The following is a 14,812-nucleotide window of genomic DNA, read 5'->3' on the forward strand; positions in this document are numbered from 1 at the left end:
AGACTGCGCAACTCAACCATAGGAGGAAGCAGGTGACCAACTGGACATCTCAAGACAGCTTAGCTTTGTATAACGTTAATCGCTGGGGTGCAGGCTACTTTGATATCGCTGAAAACGGCGATGTAACCGTCAAAGATCCTGAATCGTCATCATCCGTCAGTTTCACTCGGATACTTGAACTGGTTCAGGACAAAGGTCTTGAGTTACCCGTATTGATCCGTTTCCCACACATCCTGCACCATCGCGTGGCAAATCTGGTCGGTAGCTTTGCGCGTGCTATTGAGCAGGAAGAATATGAAGGCCGTTTTACGCCTATTTACCCTATCAAGGTCAATCAACAGCGCCATGTAGTGGAAGAAATCGTTGAAGGCCAGAAACGCGTGCTTGATGGTCAGATCGGCCTAGAAGCCGGCAGCAAACCTGAATTGCTGGCCGTGTTGGCGGTTGCCGAGCCCGGCAAGTCGACCATTGTGTGCAATGGTTACAAAGATAAAGACTATATCCGCCTAGCCTTAGTGGGTGAGCGCTTGGGCCACAAAGTCTACATCGTACTGGAGAAGTCCAGTGAGTTGATTGATGTCCTAGATATTGCTGATGAACTCGGTGTTGAACCACGCATCGGGGTCCGTGCACGCTTGTCGACCGTGGGCAAAGGCAACTGGCAAGACACCGGAGGCTATAAGTCGAAATTTGGCCTGTCAGCCAGTGAGATCCTGCGCACCATTGAGATTTTGCAAAGTCGTAACAAAGTAGCGGCGTTCCAATTGCTGCACTTCCATCTGGGCAGTCAGATCGCCAACATTCAGGACATTCAAGTGGGCTTACGCGAAGCCGCTCGTTTTTATACCGAGTTGTGTACGCTGGGCATGCCGATCAATGTGGTGGATGTCGGTGGTGGTCTGGGGGTTGACTACGAGGGTACTGCGTCACGCAATGTGTGCTCCATGAACTACTCCATGGACGAATACGCCAAGAAGGTAGTGCACGCTTTTCGCGAGGCGGCCATTCAGAACGAGCTGCCGCACCCTGACGTATTCAGTGAGTCCGGCCGTGCCGTAACCGCGCATCACGCCGTGTTGATGACCAACGTCATTGGCATCGAACGCAATGCGGTACACGAACTGGAAGAGCCTGCACCAGACAGTCTGCCTTTGTTGATGGATATCTGGCAAAACTACTGCGATGCGCTGGCGCGTGAGCGCAGCCTGATTGAAGTGCATCATGACCTTGTGACCTTTACACAAGACATTAACCAAGCCTTTACTCATGGGCAGTTGAGCCTGACTGAGCGGTCACAGTGCGAACAGATCATGCGGGCAACAGCCTTTCATTTGATGAAAACCCTGAACCCAGCAAAACGACCACAGCGGTTGATTTTGGATGAGCTGAATGAGCAAATGGCCGACAAGATGTTCGCCAACTTCTCATTGTTTCAGTCCCTCCCGGACGCTTGGGGGATCAAGCAGATATTTCCGATCATTCCACTGAAGGACTTGGATAAAGAGCCTACACGACGTGGTGTTATCCGCGATATCACCTGTGACTCGGACGGTCGAATCGATCACTACGTGGATGGTGAAGGCATTGAAACCACTCTGCCCTACCCGCCCATGGAAATGGCCAATTCCTTGTTGGGCTTTTTCTTGGTTGGTGCCTATCAAGAAATCTTGGGGGATTTGCACAACCTGTTTGGTGATACCGACGCAGTGAACGTGGTCTTCAATGATGAAGGCGAGGCTGAGTTATCGCATTGGCAACGGGGCGATACCGTCAGCAAGGTGCTGCAGTTTGTGAACTTTGACCCGCAACTGCTGCTGAGTGCGCTGGAGAAGCAGGTGAAACAGTCAGACTTAACGGTGAAGGAGCACGACGAATTCATGCTGTGGATGACCAATGGATTGAATGACACCACTTATCTGGATCAGCCTGAAGCTTAAAGGGGTTTGAACCCCTTTTTCGGTCAATTGGTCGATCCAAATAGCTAAAAAAGCGGGCTAAAAGCCCGCTTTTTCATTAAATAATCAGCGCTTTTACTTCATCATCTTTCCGATCCAGATAATGCGTGCTCTTGATCCGACGCACCGTGCGCGACTTACCGCGAATCAACAGGGTTTCCGTTGTTGCAAGAATACCGTCACGCGATACGCCTTCCAATAAGTCGCCTTTGGTAATGCCGGTCGCTGAGAACACCAGATTATCAGAGCGCACCATGTCCTGCAGGCGTAACGCCACGCCGGTTTGAATGCCCATGCCAGCACAACGTTCCGCCTCAATGCCACTGGCAGCAATGTTCTCTGGTGATTCGCCCTTCGCATCCTTGCGCAGCACGAGACGGCCATTCATGTCACCACCTAGGGCGCGAATAACGGCGGCGGAGATAATGCCTTCTGGAGCACCGCCCACACAGTACATCATGTCGACCTGACTTTCAGGTACGCTGGTCAAGATAGAAGCTGCCACATCGCCATCGGGTAAGGCAAACACCCGCACGCCCATACTTTGCAGCAGGGCTATCATTTTGTCATGGCGCGGCTTGGCGAGCGTCACAACGGTCATGTCTTTTAGGCTTTTGCCAAGCGCCTTGGCGACGTTTTTTACGTTCTCGGCCAATGGCAAATCGATGTCGATAGTGCCACGCGCGTTTGGGCCTACCACGAGCTTTTCCATATACATATCGGGGGCTTTGAGAAAGCAACCGCGTTCGCCAGCGGCTAAAACAGCGATGGCGTTGGATTGCCCCATGGCCGTCATTCGGGTACCTTCAATGGGGTCGACCGCGATATCGACGGGCTCACCACCCAAGCCTACTTTTTCGCCGATGTACAACATCGGCGCTTCATCAATTTCACCCTCGCCAATGACGATCTCACCGTCAATCTCGCTTTTGTTCAGTAAGCTGCGCATGGCACTGACCGCTGCTTGGTCGGCAGCCATCTTATCGCCGCGCCCAAGCCATTTATGTCCGGCCAATGCAGCGGCTTCGGTAACGCGGGAAAATTGCAAGGCTAGATCACGTTTCATATCGAAGAGATTCCGTTGCGAGGTATCAGAAGGGGCGCGATTCTATCACGCCCTCTCCAAGGGTCAATTATAGGGGGATCATTTCAGACCGGCTCACGCATGGTCACGAACTCCTCGGCCGCGGTCGGGTGTATGCCTATGGTCTGATCAAAGTCTTCTTTGGTGGCCCCCATGGCATAAGCGATGCCAATGCCCTGCATGATTTCACCGGCATCCGGTCCGACCATATGAGCCCCCAGTATTTTCCGGCTTTTCTTGCAGACAATCAGTTTCATCATGGCACGCAGTGGGTTACCTGAAATTGTATTCTGCATCGGCCTAAAGCTACTGCGATAGATTTCTACCTCGTGAGTTTTGCGCGCTTCTTCCTCCGTTAGGCCAACCGTACCGATGTTTGGCTGAGAGAATACCGCGGTCGGAATCGCATCGTAACGTACCGGCCGACCGCCTTCACCAAACCATTCATGGGCCAGATACATGCCCTCCGCCAAAGCCACTGGCGTGAGCGCGACACGCCCAATGACATCGCCCACAGCAAAGATTGAGGGGACATTGGTGGCGAAGGACTCATCAACCACCACAGCACCGTTTGATGCAGTGAGGACGCCAACACTCTCCAGCCCAAGACCCTGTGTATTGGGTACCCTCCCGGTACAACCGAGCACAAGATCGGCCTCTAAGGTGACTCCAGTGTTTAGGCCGACCAAGTAACTATCACCCGTCTTGGTGACCTGGGTTACTTCAGCCTTCATTTGTAAGTTGATTCCGGATACCGCAAACTGCTCTTGAGCAAAGGCTTGGGTATCGGCGTCAAAACCACGCAAAACCTTATCACCACGATGCACTAAGGTGGTGTCAACACCCGTACCATTAAAGATGCCGGCAAATTCAACAGCAATATAGCCACCCCCTATCACCACAGCCCGCTTCGGCCATGTTTTAAGATGGAAGACCTCATTGCTGGTAATGATGTGCTCCTTACCCTCGATTTCGGGCACAAACGGCCAACCACCGGTAGCTATTAGAATCCGATTTGCGCTGTATGAAACACCGTTCACGGTGACTTCATTTGGCCCGGTAATAGTGGCGCGGCCGCGCATGAGCTCAACTCCGGCGCCGTCCAGCAAATTGCCATAAATACCGTTAAGCCGAGCAATTTCTTTGTCTTTGTTATCGCGCAATCGATCCCAGTCGAAATGCGGTACAGCAGTATCTAAACCAAACTCTCTAGCATCGACAAAGCCTTGTGCAAATTGGGCAGCATAGACAAACAGCTTCTTCGGAACACAACCTACATTTACACAGGTTCCACCCAAATCGCTGACTTCAGCAATGGCAACCTTGGCACCCATCTGCGCGCTCATGCGAGCGGCACGCACCCCACCAGAACCGGCACCAATAACAAATAAGTCGAAGTCCATAGTCGTCTCAACCTTAATTTTAGGGAATCTTTATCTACATCTTAACAGATAGAGCGTTTGCACAGCAGATCCGTGACTTACCGACCTAGACAAAGTTCCCCGGCGCTTCTAAACTCAAACACAGTTAAATGGCTAAACAGCATCACTTCAGCGATCAAAGAAGTACTCTATGCATAATAAAACGCTGTGCGCCCTACTCTTCTCATTACTGTACATTGTTGGCACTGTGAACGCGGCTGAGAGCGCCTTTCCCAATCGTCCCTTAACTATGATCGTAGGCTTTAATCCGGGTGGCAGTACTGATATCCAGGCAAAAGCGCTAGCGCCTGTGCTGGAGGATGTGCTGGGGCAACCGGTTAACATACTTTATCTACCGGGTGCAGGAGGTGGCTTGGCTGCCGCCATGCTGGCCAGTAGCGACGAAGAAGGATATGTGTTTATGTTTGGCACGTCCCTGCCTTATACCTTCACGCCGCTGACTGCTCCTGCGTCCTATAACATTAACAGTTTTCGTTATGTTGCAGCACTTGCCTTGGATCAGTCCGCCATAGTAACGGGAGGCGTAAAGCCCTTTAAAACATGGTCAGAGTTCATCGAATATGGTCAAGGGGCTTCCAGTTTGACTGTTGCGTCTCAAACACCTCAAGACCGGTACCTTTTGAACATGATTTCCCAGCGCGAGGGCTTAAATTTGCGTGTAGTCCCAACAACGGGAGGAGCTGGCATGACACCTCTGATACTTTCTGGAGATGTCGATTTTGCGTTCAGCGGAGGAACCCATACCCAATACACGGAATCTGGAGATATGGTGGTCTTGCTCAGTCTCGTTGATGAGCGTTTAATCGGTTACCCCGACGTGCCATCCTTGCGAGAATACGGTTATCAAATTAGTTTACAGAACCCACGTGTTGTCGCAGTTCCCTCCAATACTCCTGACAATCAGGTAGGGATACTGTCACATGCTTTACAACAAGCGACCTTAGACCCTCGATTTATCGCTGCAACCGACAGAGTACGTCTGCCGGTTGTTTTCTATGATGAACAGGAAGTGACCGAGTATTTCGATCGCCAGATGGAGGAATACCTATGGCTGATCAACGAATATGGGAATTGAACCATGACATCCTGTAACAGTGCACTATCGAAAAAAAAATGCTTTAGCCAGCTACTGATCGTTAGCTGTTTATGGCTAAGCTTTTCAGCAGCCGTAATGGCCACTGATACCTTTCCGAACCGACCATTAACGATGCTGATTGGCTTTAATCCAGGCGGCAGTACAGACGTGCAGGCCCAGGTACTTGCCCCTATACTGGCTGAAATTTTAGGCCAACCCGTTGAGTTATTGCATCAATCAGGTGCAGGTGGCGCCGTGGCAGCCGCCATGTTGGCCAGTAGTCCTGATCAAGGGTATATTTTCCAGTATGGTCTCTCCCTACCCTTTACTTTTTCGCCCTTAGCCTCACGTGCATCCTATAATCACCTGAGTTTCCGTTATGTCGCCGGTGTTACTCTGGATCAAGCAGCCCTGGTGACAGGGCCTAGCACGCCATTTACCGACTGGGCCGGGTTTTTAGAGTACGCCCGGGCGAACCCGGGCACTGTATATGCCACGCAGAACATCCAAGATAGATTCATCATTAACCATATCGCCGATCAAGAGGGTCTGACCTTTCGCATTGTGCCCACCACGGGTGGTGCCGGAATGGCACCGCTGATTTTGTCGGGTGATGCTCATTTCGCCTTTAGCGGAGGCACACACAGCGCCTATACTGAATCAGGACAAATGCATGTGCTAGCAAGCTTGGCCGACGAGCGCTTAGTCTATTATCCTGACGCCCCGACATTGCGCGAACTCGGATACGACGTGAGTATGCATGCGGTGAGAGTAATTGCCGTACCAGCCAATACGCCAGACTACCAAGTCGACATATTGAGACGAGCGCTCGAACAAGCCGTTGAAGACCCACGTTTCATCGCAGTGACTGAGCAAACGATTAAAATGCCTGTCGTTTTTATGGACGAGGAACAGTTGAATAAACTGTTCGCCGAGCAAGTTGAAGAGTACAAACTGCTGATTTTAAACTCGACCGATGAATAAACTCGACTGTTGGTCAGTACGGCGCATTAACCGGAACTTAAAAGCAGTATTGGAGTGCCGATGTTAGAGCAACACCCAGAGCAGCCTCTAGCTGGAAAGCGCGGGGCCTTGTTCGAATTAAAATTCGCAACCCGAATTGCTCTGCTTTTTGGCGCTTTAGGGCTGCTCGCACTATTAGTCAGCATGGCTTATTCCGTTCGTACTGCCGAACAGAGCTTAGAGGCTGAAATTCAGGGTGCCCTGCAACAACGTCATCGCACTATTGTGAACTTGATCGAAACGCGCCTCGGGTTGCTTGATGTCTATCTGCAAAGTGCAGCAGCCAATCGTATTTTCACCTCGTTAGTCAATGAGCCAGAAGTCAATACGCAAGGTATTGATCTTATGGTTGAGGACATGGCATTCATGTTCCAAGACTCTGCTCTCGGCGCCAATCTTGACTTGTTCTATATCGTTGACCCCGCTGGCAACCTGGTTTTTGATGCTGGCTCGCCGTTGTATACCACCTCGACCTTCATCAGCGAACTGCGAGCCCCTCTTCATTATGCCAATCACTGGAGTCTGGTGAACACGCAGCATCTCACCGCCATTATCAAGTCTGTCCCCATTTTTGACCCCGCCACTATACAGTTACGCGGCTATATGTTCGTAGGTTTGGCTATTGGCCAAAACCGGTCATTTATCGAAGAAATTGCAGGCCGTGCTGATGTCGATATTTTTAAAGTGGGTATAAATGATGGAGTACTTATCCGGTACGCTGGTGTGGATTTCGCGACGACCGTCAACCGGCATGCACCGCTCAACCAGGTCGTCGTTATTAATGACGTTAATCTATTGCGTTCACCCATTTTTTTAGGCGCCAACAACGACTCACTTTGGGCCGAGGTAGGGATCTCGAACGATCGCTTTCCTTCCATTACCGAAAGCTACCAACAACTCTTCTTTTTGCTGTCTGGCGGATTTCTTTTCTTCCTCATCGTTGCAGCATGGCTGGTACACCTCAGTCATAACCGCAGCGTTGGCCAGCTCATGCAGTACATCAAGGCGATCAAGACAGGAGATCGCAGCCGCCAGTATTCTCCAGGTGGCATCATTGAATACAACCAAGTTGGCTTCGCAATGCAAGAGATGGTGCATGACCTAAATATAGCCGCGACAGTATTTGAGTCGGCCGAAGGCATGATGGTCACTGACCAATTCCGCACTATTCTGCGCGTCAATGAAGGCTTTACTGACATTACTGGTTACACACCAGAAGAAGCCATAGGCCAGCCGCTCGATTTCATTAAGTCTGAACGTCATGAAGCGAACTACTTTGAACAAATAGAGCAAACCCTGAACGTAAATGGTTCATGGCAAGGCGAAATATGGAATCAGCGTAAAGACGGCCAAGAGTACTTACAATGGACGAGTATCACTGCGGTGCGTTCAGAAGACGACTCCACCATCATCAACTACGTCGTCACCCTGATTGATGCCACGCAACGCAAAGCGGCAGAGACCAAAATTACGCAGTTAGCGTTTTATGACCAGTTAACAGGACTGCCCAACCGCCAACTTTTGATGGATCGACTGGAGAAAGCTCTTACCTCTGGTGAGCGTCATGAGAATTCTGGAGCCATTCTCTACATCGACCTCGATGATTTTAAGACCTTGAATGACACTCGTGGTCACGATGTCGGCGACCAACTCTTGAAGCAGGTAGCAAATCGCTTGCTCGGTTGCGTGCGACGCAATGACACGGTAGCGCGCATTGGTGGGGATGAGTTTATTATTCTATTGGAAGATCTAGACCCTGACATTGAGGTAGCTTCACAACAAGCTGAGATCATGTCGGAAAAAATACTCGAGGCCCTACCCCAGCCTTACTACATTGCTGGCATTGAGCAGTTCAGCACACTGAGCATTGGCTTAACCCTATTCCAAGGTGAAAAGGAATCAGTAGACGAATTGCTGAAACAAGCAGACTTGGCCATGTACCAAGCGAAGGCTGCTGGCCGCAATACTCGCCGTTTCTTTAATCCGACCATGCAGGCTCGTGTGCTCGAGCATGCAGCGCTTGCAAATGACATTCGTAAGGGTATGCAGAACGATGAGTTCGTGTTGTTTTTTCAGCCTCAGGTCGATCAACAGCATCAACTGATCGGCGCAGAAGTATTATTGCGTTGGAACCATCCCACAAGAGGCATTACAACACCCGGAGAAATCATTCCTGTTGCTGAGGAAACAGGCTTGATACTGCCGCTCGGCGAATGGGTGCTGAAGTCGGCATGCCAAGTACTGGCCGACTGGGCGAAGGACTCAATAACTGCGCAATTAACCCTGTCGGTCAATATCAGTGCGCGGCAGTTACATCAAGCCGACTTTGTAGAACAAGTGAAAAGCATTATTGCAGAGACTGGCGCCAATGCACAGAAGCTAAAACTGGAGTTAACCGAAAGTATGTTGCTGCACGATGTTGAAGACACCATTCATAAAATGCATAAGCTGCGTGACCATGGCGTGTCATTTTCACTGGATGACTTTGGGACAGGTTATTCCTCACTGTCTTATTTGAAACAACTCCCCTTGGATCAATTGAAAATTGACCAGTCTTTCGTACGTGACTTGGCGTTCGACAATCAAGACTCTAATATCGCGCGTACCATTGTTTCTCTGGCGAATGGTTTGGGTATTTCGGTGATTGCTGAAGGCGTTGAAACGCCCGCACAGTGTGAACGTCTCGAGGTTTACGGCTGCAATGAGTATCAAGGCTATTTGTTCGGACGCCCAGTACGCTTGAAAGACATGCGGATGAACTAAAAGGCGTTTGGGAAGCGCGTAAGACCTTAAGCGCTCAACGTATGTTAGCCGTCGACCGTCGCTGGCCGAAAGAGTATGACTTCGGCCAAGGACTTCAACTGTACAGTCGCATAGCGCTGATACCCCAACGCCTCGTAGAACGGTAAGTAGGCATTGTTACCGGTATCTAGGTAGACACCCTCGGATATACTGTCTTGGGCACAGATCTCATGAACTGCGTTCATAAGCTTTCTACCAATGCCTTGCTTTTGAAATTCCGGTAACACCCCCACGAGGCTGACCATTCTGTGAGGGGCCTCCGGCAATGCCGCTTGTACTTGGTTAAAGTACTGGGTGAAGTTACGCGCTGCTTGCAGTCCTGCAGTTAGAATCAACTTGAAGTGCCACATTACACGATGAGAAATATCTTGTCGTAATTCAATATCACTCAGGAATATCACACCAACCAACCGAGCTGGATCGCCCACAGTTACCCCTAAGACTACTTCGTCACGTTCAAAATGCAGACGTACCAACTCTCGCAGGGTAGCACGCAAACGCTGATTGTAGCCCGGCCGATGGGCCTCGAGCAGATATTGGTACGTTGGCTCGTCGCGATAGCTATGAAACAGTACAGAACGAATATGTGGCGCACTGGATCGGTCCAATCGAACTACGGTGGAATGCTCAGCGTTAAGGGTCATTGGCGGAATTACTCTATTTATTATTCATTGTTAACGTAAAAATACACCACGAACCGTTACCAATCCAGGGTTGTTAGTTTGGCTAATAGTAACCTGATCAACACGTATGCCTTGCAACTCAAGATCCGCGAGCCACGCTAAGGTTAAATCAAACCGTTGATCATCCAACCAAAATCGCAGTCCGTTCTGACCACTCTGTTCAAAACGCGTCAGACTAACATTGTTGCGGCGGGCTGCCTCACTGACTATGTTGGTCATACTCTGCTGTTGTGAAACAGCCCCTGGACCTTCGTTAAGCGACACTTGGCGTAATCGGGGTGCAGCGCGGCTGAGCCATTGCAAACTATCCTCGGCGCGTTGTAAGTCGCGCGCGGTCTGTTCGCGCCAGTTGGCGACGGGCTGTATAACCAATAGCCAAAGAAACACCACGATCGCTAACGCCCCGACGCCTCCAATAATAAGTTGTTCATTGGTGTCGTAGGATGTCCAGCGGTCTCGCATACTCTGCAGCAGTTGATTCATTGAGTACCTCCCGACCATTGCAACTGGAAGTTTCCGCGAAAACCTGCTTCAACGCGACCAGCCGAATAGCTGACTTGCACTGAATGATTTTCCAACTGACGCCGCAAGGTTTCTAACTCGGTTGTACTGGGCGCTATGACCTGCATTTGTATCTCGCCACGATCACCCGCATAGCGTATTTCCTGCAACTGCACCTCCACGCCCTGCATCGATTGATTGACCAACTGCAAGAAATTCAGGAACACCGCTTCGCCCTGCACATTACCCGCCTGATTGAGTCGAGACTCCACGATCGGACGGAACTGCACGCGATTAAAAGGGCGTTCATCACCACTGGCCTGCGCATACAGCTCGGCGACAAACCGCCACGTTGTTTCGGCGCGCTGTTGCATCTGGCGGGTTTCAGTCACGGTATGCAGAACCAGCGCCGACAACAGCATGACAAGCGCTGTGGCACCCACGGGAACGTATCGCCGATAACGCGCAAACGACGTTTCAGGTTCATATGGACCGGTCAATAGATTGGTGACTCTACCCGTGGTTAAGCACAACAAGGCCAACGTCTCCAGCGGGTGCGGAGCACCTTTTATGGGCGCCGATACGTCATCGTATGACTGCACGAGCTCCGCCTCTAGAGTGCTGCCTTCGGCTTCACGCCCTGGTCCCAGGGTCATTTTAACCGCAGCGGCTACGTTACTGTCTGGAATCACCCGCTCAAGCCAACTTGACAGATTTCCTCGGGTACAGGAAAAGCCACGCCCCAGCGCACTGACCAGCAAACGGTCATCGTACCAACTGATATGTAAGGCGTTCGGATCACTTTTACTTAATAGCTCACTGTCGACATGTACGGCACTGGGAGTCATCGGCAATTCATCGAATATGCCCAGCAGCTCCTCAAGATAAGCATGTGGCACCGCCAATACACTCACACGGTCTCCCAGCTGATAGTTACCGACGACAATGTGAAGCTCTTCAATGTTCTGTGCAGTCTGCCCTTCGAGTATGAAGGGCAATGTGCGGGATAAAAATCGACGCTGTTTACGCGGTACTTCCACCAACGAATGTAAGGCCACTTCCACCGGCAGCACCACGACACAGTCGGGCCCTATGCCAGTAAACGCCTGCAGGCTGTGTTGCATCTGTGCTCTATCACCGGCCCAGACTTGCTGCAACTCACCTTGGTCAACCAACAGCCATTGGAAATGCTCCAATCGACTATCGGGATATACAAAAACGGTTTGAGATTTCATGATAATCCAATCATTTATTCAGCAGCATCCAGTTCGACATTCAGTGGCAAGCGGCTGCGCTGATAGACGGTCATTATTCCATCAGGCCCACGATGAATCCAACTGGTCAGATAGAGTAGCCGTTCCTGATAACGGACGCGAGCTTCCATGCGGTAAAACTCGCCTTCATGGGTGAACCACTCTGTTTTAAGTTGGCCGAGTAGCGGCTCCATTTCTTCCATGCCGAGCCAGTCATCGACGCTCGATAACCCATTATCGATCGCCGACTGTAATGCTTGCCAATGTTCGGTACCTAGATCTGGGTGCAGCGCCCGTATGGCACTTTCGGACGCACTGGTCACGTCCAGTTTCGACCATGTTGGCAGAATCGCCCCCCAGTCGCCGAGGTCTAACGGCTCCAAGGCACCGCTTTGCGGTGCGAGTAAACGCAGTTCACTGGCATCGGCCAAGGGTAGAAACGATGGTCGGTAACCCGGCCGTACTAGACGATACTCAAACTCGGCTCCACTGACCGAACTGAACCAGTCAGCAATGCGGTTGGCCCAGGCTTGCTCATACCCTTCCGCCGCTAGTAATCGTTGCAATTGTTCTTGCGCTTCCGGGCGGTTCGCATCAGGGTGCAGCCAATTCAGGTTGAATTTTCCCTGCAGTGATAACAAGCGAAACTGGGCCGTACCGATATCGAGTTCCGGGTCCAGCGCGTATTCTGGCGACCAGGTGCCCCAGTAGTCAGGGTCTAATGGCGAGCTGAAATCGATGGCCAAGTCTGCCTTGGCCAATGACTCCGTACTCTGCACCCACGATTGTCCTTGCGCATATTCCGTGGTGTAGCTTGCGGTAGCAATGGCTACCCCTTGGCGAAAAGCAATCTGTGTCGCAATGGCCATCAGCAGTGCAAAAACCAGCAGCACCTGTATCAGTGCCACGCCCTGCTGTCTTTGCAAACTGCCACCTTGCCTTCCCGTCCGCATCAATCTTCGCTCCGGTCGTGTAGCTGGGCGGGCACTTCCCAGAAGAACTGGGCTGGTCCAACGGGGTCGAAATCGAGCGTCAATTCAATGCCCCTGATGCTTAAGGCTCGATCGTCGCGGTCAGGTGGCCATACGTCATGCCAGCTAGAGGCTCCATTGGCATCCTGAGTTTGAAACCGGAGTGACATGTCCGACAGAGGTGCAAGTACCACCTGCTCTACCCACGGATTATCACGCTCGGCTTCCAGATGTTGCCGGTAGCGCCGCACCAGGCAAAAGCCACGAATACTGTCGCGCTGATCCCACTCCTCAGTGGTTAAGCCCATGCGGCAAATATCATTACTGATATCGACGAGGCGATACTCCAAACGCTGAAGATCAGAACGCAATGGGGTATTGACGATAGAGCGTGGCCAGCCCAAACGTGTAAGTTCCAGTACGCCATCCGAGCTGTAAACCAAAGCCGGTTGCTCGTTACCGAAATCATCAGCTACTGGTCGGTGTGGTGCGAACTGCGTAAGGTCGGCTTCCAAGCGTGACTTGGCAGCACCCAGCCGATCTAAAGTGGCAGTGCTGGCATTGATACGTTCTTGGCTGGTTGCCATTTGGCTTACCAAGTTCAAGGTGGCTAAGCCTAAGAGCGCCGACAAGGTAATAGCGATCATCAACTCAAGTAGGGTAAAGCCTTGTTGCCTCATAATGGCACCTGGATCAGCGCAACAATACTGGCAACATCGCTGAGTTCATCACCTTGCGCCAAGAAGCTGCGCACCGTCACGCGACGAACATAGGCGCCATAGTCAGCCGATTCAGCATCCTCGACCGTCCACCGCACCACCCATTCGCGGCCGAAATTCGACACTTCATTCTCGTATTCATTAATTGGCGGTGCACCTGAGATACGCAACTCCGCCATTTTGTTTTCCGCGACCCACAGCCCGAACAGGCGATTCTCCAATAAAGCAGCATTGCTGATCGCGCGTGTATTGACCAATACGACACTGCTGGCGATCACGGCAAAAACAGCCAATGCCACCATGACTTCAATTAAGGTAAAACCACGGGGCTTATTCATTGGCATACCGCCATTGGGGACGGTTCAAACCATCGCTGACCAGCCGCCGAAACCGCTCGCCATCAACCTCCCAAGTCACATCAATCGCCCAAGGATCTTCACTGGTGCCGTCAGGAAGGATAAATACATGGGCGGACTGGGCGTTCGGCGCAGGGCCAGCTTGTGCGCTAGGTAAAAGAATACTGGAATCATTTAGTTGCAGTATGAGCTCGAGCGTTGCTGGCATCGTCAAGGTGTCTTCCACTTCCGCTAACACAACAGCATCACCTTGGTCGTTCACGCTGGCCACCAGGGCCAGGAGAACAACTTGGTCGCGATACCATTGCAAAGCATGGTCTTGGCTTTTTAAGCGCGCTTGAATGTAGGCTTCATCCACGAAGGCCTGTATTTGGCCAAGATACTGCTGATGAGTGCGCTCGCGGTCTCTACCACCGATTGAGCCCACCACCATAGCACCAACAATCGCTACAAGGATGAGCACCACCATCAACTCGATTAGAGTAAAACCATGCGCTCGATGAGCGCGCTTAGTTGCCCGCATTGTCCAGACTGGACAGGTCAGCATCATCACCTGTGCCGCCAGGTTGACCATCGGCGCCGTAGGAAATAATTTCAATACGGTTGCTGCCATGGTTTACGTAGACGTACGGGTTACCCCATGGGTCTTTGGGCTGTGAGCGCAAATAAGGCCCGCGCCAATTGCGCGCTGGCGGCGAGCCCGCTGGTTGGCTCATTAATGCATCCAGACCTTGTTCAGTACTGGGCAAGCTCTGATTGTCCAAGCGATAGATCTCTAAAGCGTTCTGAATGCTGTTGAAATCGGCGCGCGCGGCTTGCACCCGAGCATCGTGATCGCGTCCGATAAAATTTTGTGCTACCAAACCGGTCAACACCGCTATGATCACCAGTACGATCATCAGTTCAATGAGCGTGAAACCTGACTGGTTAGACTTCAGTTTCTTCATA

General features: G+C 51.4%; 14 protein-coding genes. 4 read left to right on the top strand and 10 right to left on the bottom strand.

The window, feature by feature from the left end; genetic code table 11:
- Nucleotides 1-32 precede the first annotated feature (32 nt).
- Complete coding sequence (gene speA / locus NFC81_RS07790; protein WP_304993920.1) at nt 33-1,937, top strand: biosynthetic arginine decarboxylase; 1,905 nt, start codon at nt 33-35, stop codon at nt 1,935-1,937.
- 76 nt (nt 1,938-2,013) lie between these two features.
- Here the strand turns inward: speA and glpX are convergent, their stop codons facing one another.
- Nucleotides 2,014-3,021: a class II fructose-bisphosphatase gene (gene glpX / locus NFC81_RS07795; protein WP_304993921.1), complete on the bottom strand. Its 1,008-nt coding sequence runs from the start codon at nt 3,019-3,021 to the stop codon at nt 2,014-2,016.
- 83 nt (nt 3,022-3,104) lie between these two features.
- Nucleotides 3,105-4,442, bottom strand: a complete 1,338-nt coding sequence (gene gorA / locus NFC81_RS07800; protein WP_304993922.1) for a glutathione-disulfide reductase — start codon at nt 4,440-4,442, stop codon at nt 3,105-3,107.
- Nucleotides 4,443-4,611: 169 nt separating this feature from the next.
- Here gorA and NFC81_RS07805 point away from each other — a divergent pair, with 169 nt between their 5' ends.
- The 3 genes from NFC81_RS07805 to NFC81_RS07815 all read left to right on the top strand — a co-directional run bounded on the left by NFC81_RS07805 (nt 4,612) and on the right by NFC81_RS07815 (nt 9,342).
- Complete coding sequence (locus NFC81_RS07805; RefSeq protein WP_304993923.1) at nt 4,612-5,556, top strand: tripartite tricarboxylate transporter substrate binding protein; 945 nt, start codon at nt 4,612-4,614, stop codon at nt 5,554-5,556.
- Between the two features lie 96 nt (nt 5,557-5,652).
- Nucleotides 5,653-6,540: a tripartite tricarboxylate transporter substrate binding protein gene (locus NFC81_RS07810; RefSeq protein WP_304993924.1), complete on the top strand. Its 888-nt coding sequence runs from the start codon at nt 5,653-5,655 to the stop codon at nt 6,538-6,540.
- Between the two features lie 60 nt (nt 6,541-6,600).
- A complete protein-coding gene (locus NFC81_RS07815) occupies nt 6,601-9,342 on the top strand; it encodes an EAL domain-containing protein (protein WP_304993925.1) in 2,742 nt (913 codons plus the stop codon).
- A 44-nt stretch (nt 9,343-9,386) separates the two neighbouring features.
- Here the strand turns inward: NFC81_RS07815 and NFC81_RS07820 are convergent, their stop codons facing one another.
- The 8 genes from NFC81_RS07820 to gspG are packed head-to-tail and all read right to left on the bottom strand — an operon-like array spanning nt 9,387 to nt 14,811.
- On the bottom strand, nt 9,387-10,025 hold the full coding sequence (locus NFC81_RS07820; RefSeq protein ID WP_304993926.1) for a GNAT family N-acetyltransferase: 639 nt from the start codon (nt 10,023-10,025) through the stop codon (nt 9,387-9,389).
- A gap of 30 nt (nt 10,026-10,055) precedes the next feature.
- The gene (gspM, locus tag NFC81_RS07825; protein WP_304993927.1) at nt 10,056-10,547 is read right to left on the bottom strand and encodes a type II secretion system protein M; all 492 of its coding nucleotides are present in this window, start codon (nt 10,545-10,547) and stop codon (nt 10,056-10,058) included.
- Nucleotides 10,544-11,800 carry a type II secretion system protein GspL gene (gene gspL / locus NFC81_RS07830; protein WP_304993928.1) on the bottom strand — a complete coding sequence of 419 codons (1,257 nt, stop codon included), beginning with the start codon at nt 11,798-11,800 and terminating at the stop codon, nt 10,544-10,546. The genes gspM and gspL overlap by 4 nt, the downstream gene beginning before the upstream one ends.
- A gap of 14 nt (nt 11,801-11,814) precedes the next feature.
- Nucleotides 11,815-12,744, bottom strand: coding sequence for a type II secretion system minor pseudopilin GspK (gspK, locus tag NFC81_RS07835; protein WP_304993929.1), 930 nt, complete (start codon nt 12,742-12,744; stop codon nt 11,815-11,817).
- A 26-nt stretch (nt 12,745-12,770) separates the two neighbouring features.
- Complete coding sequence (locus tag NFC81_RS07840; protein WP_304993930.1) at nt 12,771-13,469, bottom strand: type II secretion system protein GspJ; 699 nt, start codon at nt 13,467-13,469, stop codon at nt 12,771-12,773.
- Complete coding sequence (gspI, locus tag NFC81_RS07845) at nt 13,466-13,846, bottom strand: type II secretion system minor pseudopilin GspI (RefSeq protein WP_304993931.1); 381 nt, start codon at nt 13,844-13,846, stop codon at nt 13,466-13,468. Before gspI ends, NFC81_RS07840 begins: the two co-directional genes overlap by 4 nt.
- On the bottom strand, nt 13,839-14,414 hold the full coding sequence (locus tag NFC81_RS07850) for a type II secretion system protein (RefSeq protein ID WP_304993932.1): 576 nt from the start codon (nt 14,412-14,414) through the stop codon (nt 13,839-13,841). Before NFC81_RS07850 ends, gspI begins: the two co-directional genes overlap by 8 nt.
- On the bottom strand, nt 14,374-14,811 hold the full coding sequence (gene gspG / locus NFC81_RS07855; RefSeq protein ID WP_304993933.1) for a type II secretion system major pseudopilin GspG: 438 nt from the start codon (nt 14,809-14,811) through the stop codon (nt 14,374-14,376). Before gspG ends, NFC81_RS07850 begins: the two co-directional genes overlap by 41 nt.
- Between the last annotated feature and the right edge of the window lies 1 nt (nt 14,812).

Source organism: Salinispirillum sp. LH 10-3-1 (assembly GCF_030643825.1).
Taxonomy (GTDB): domain Bacteria; phylum Pseudomonadota; class Gammaproteobacteria; order Pseudomonadales; family Natronospirillaceae; genus Salinispirillum.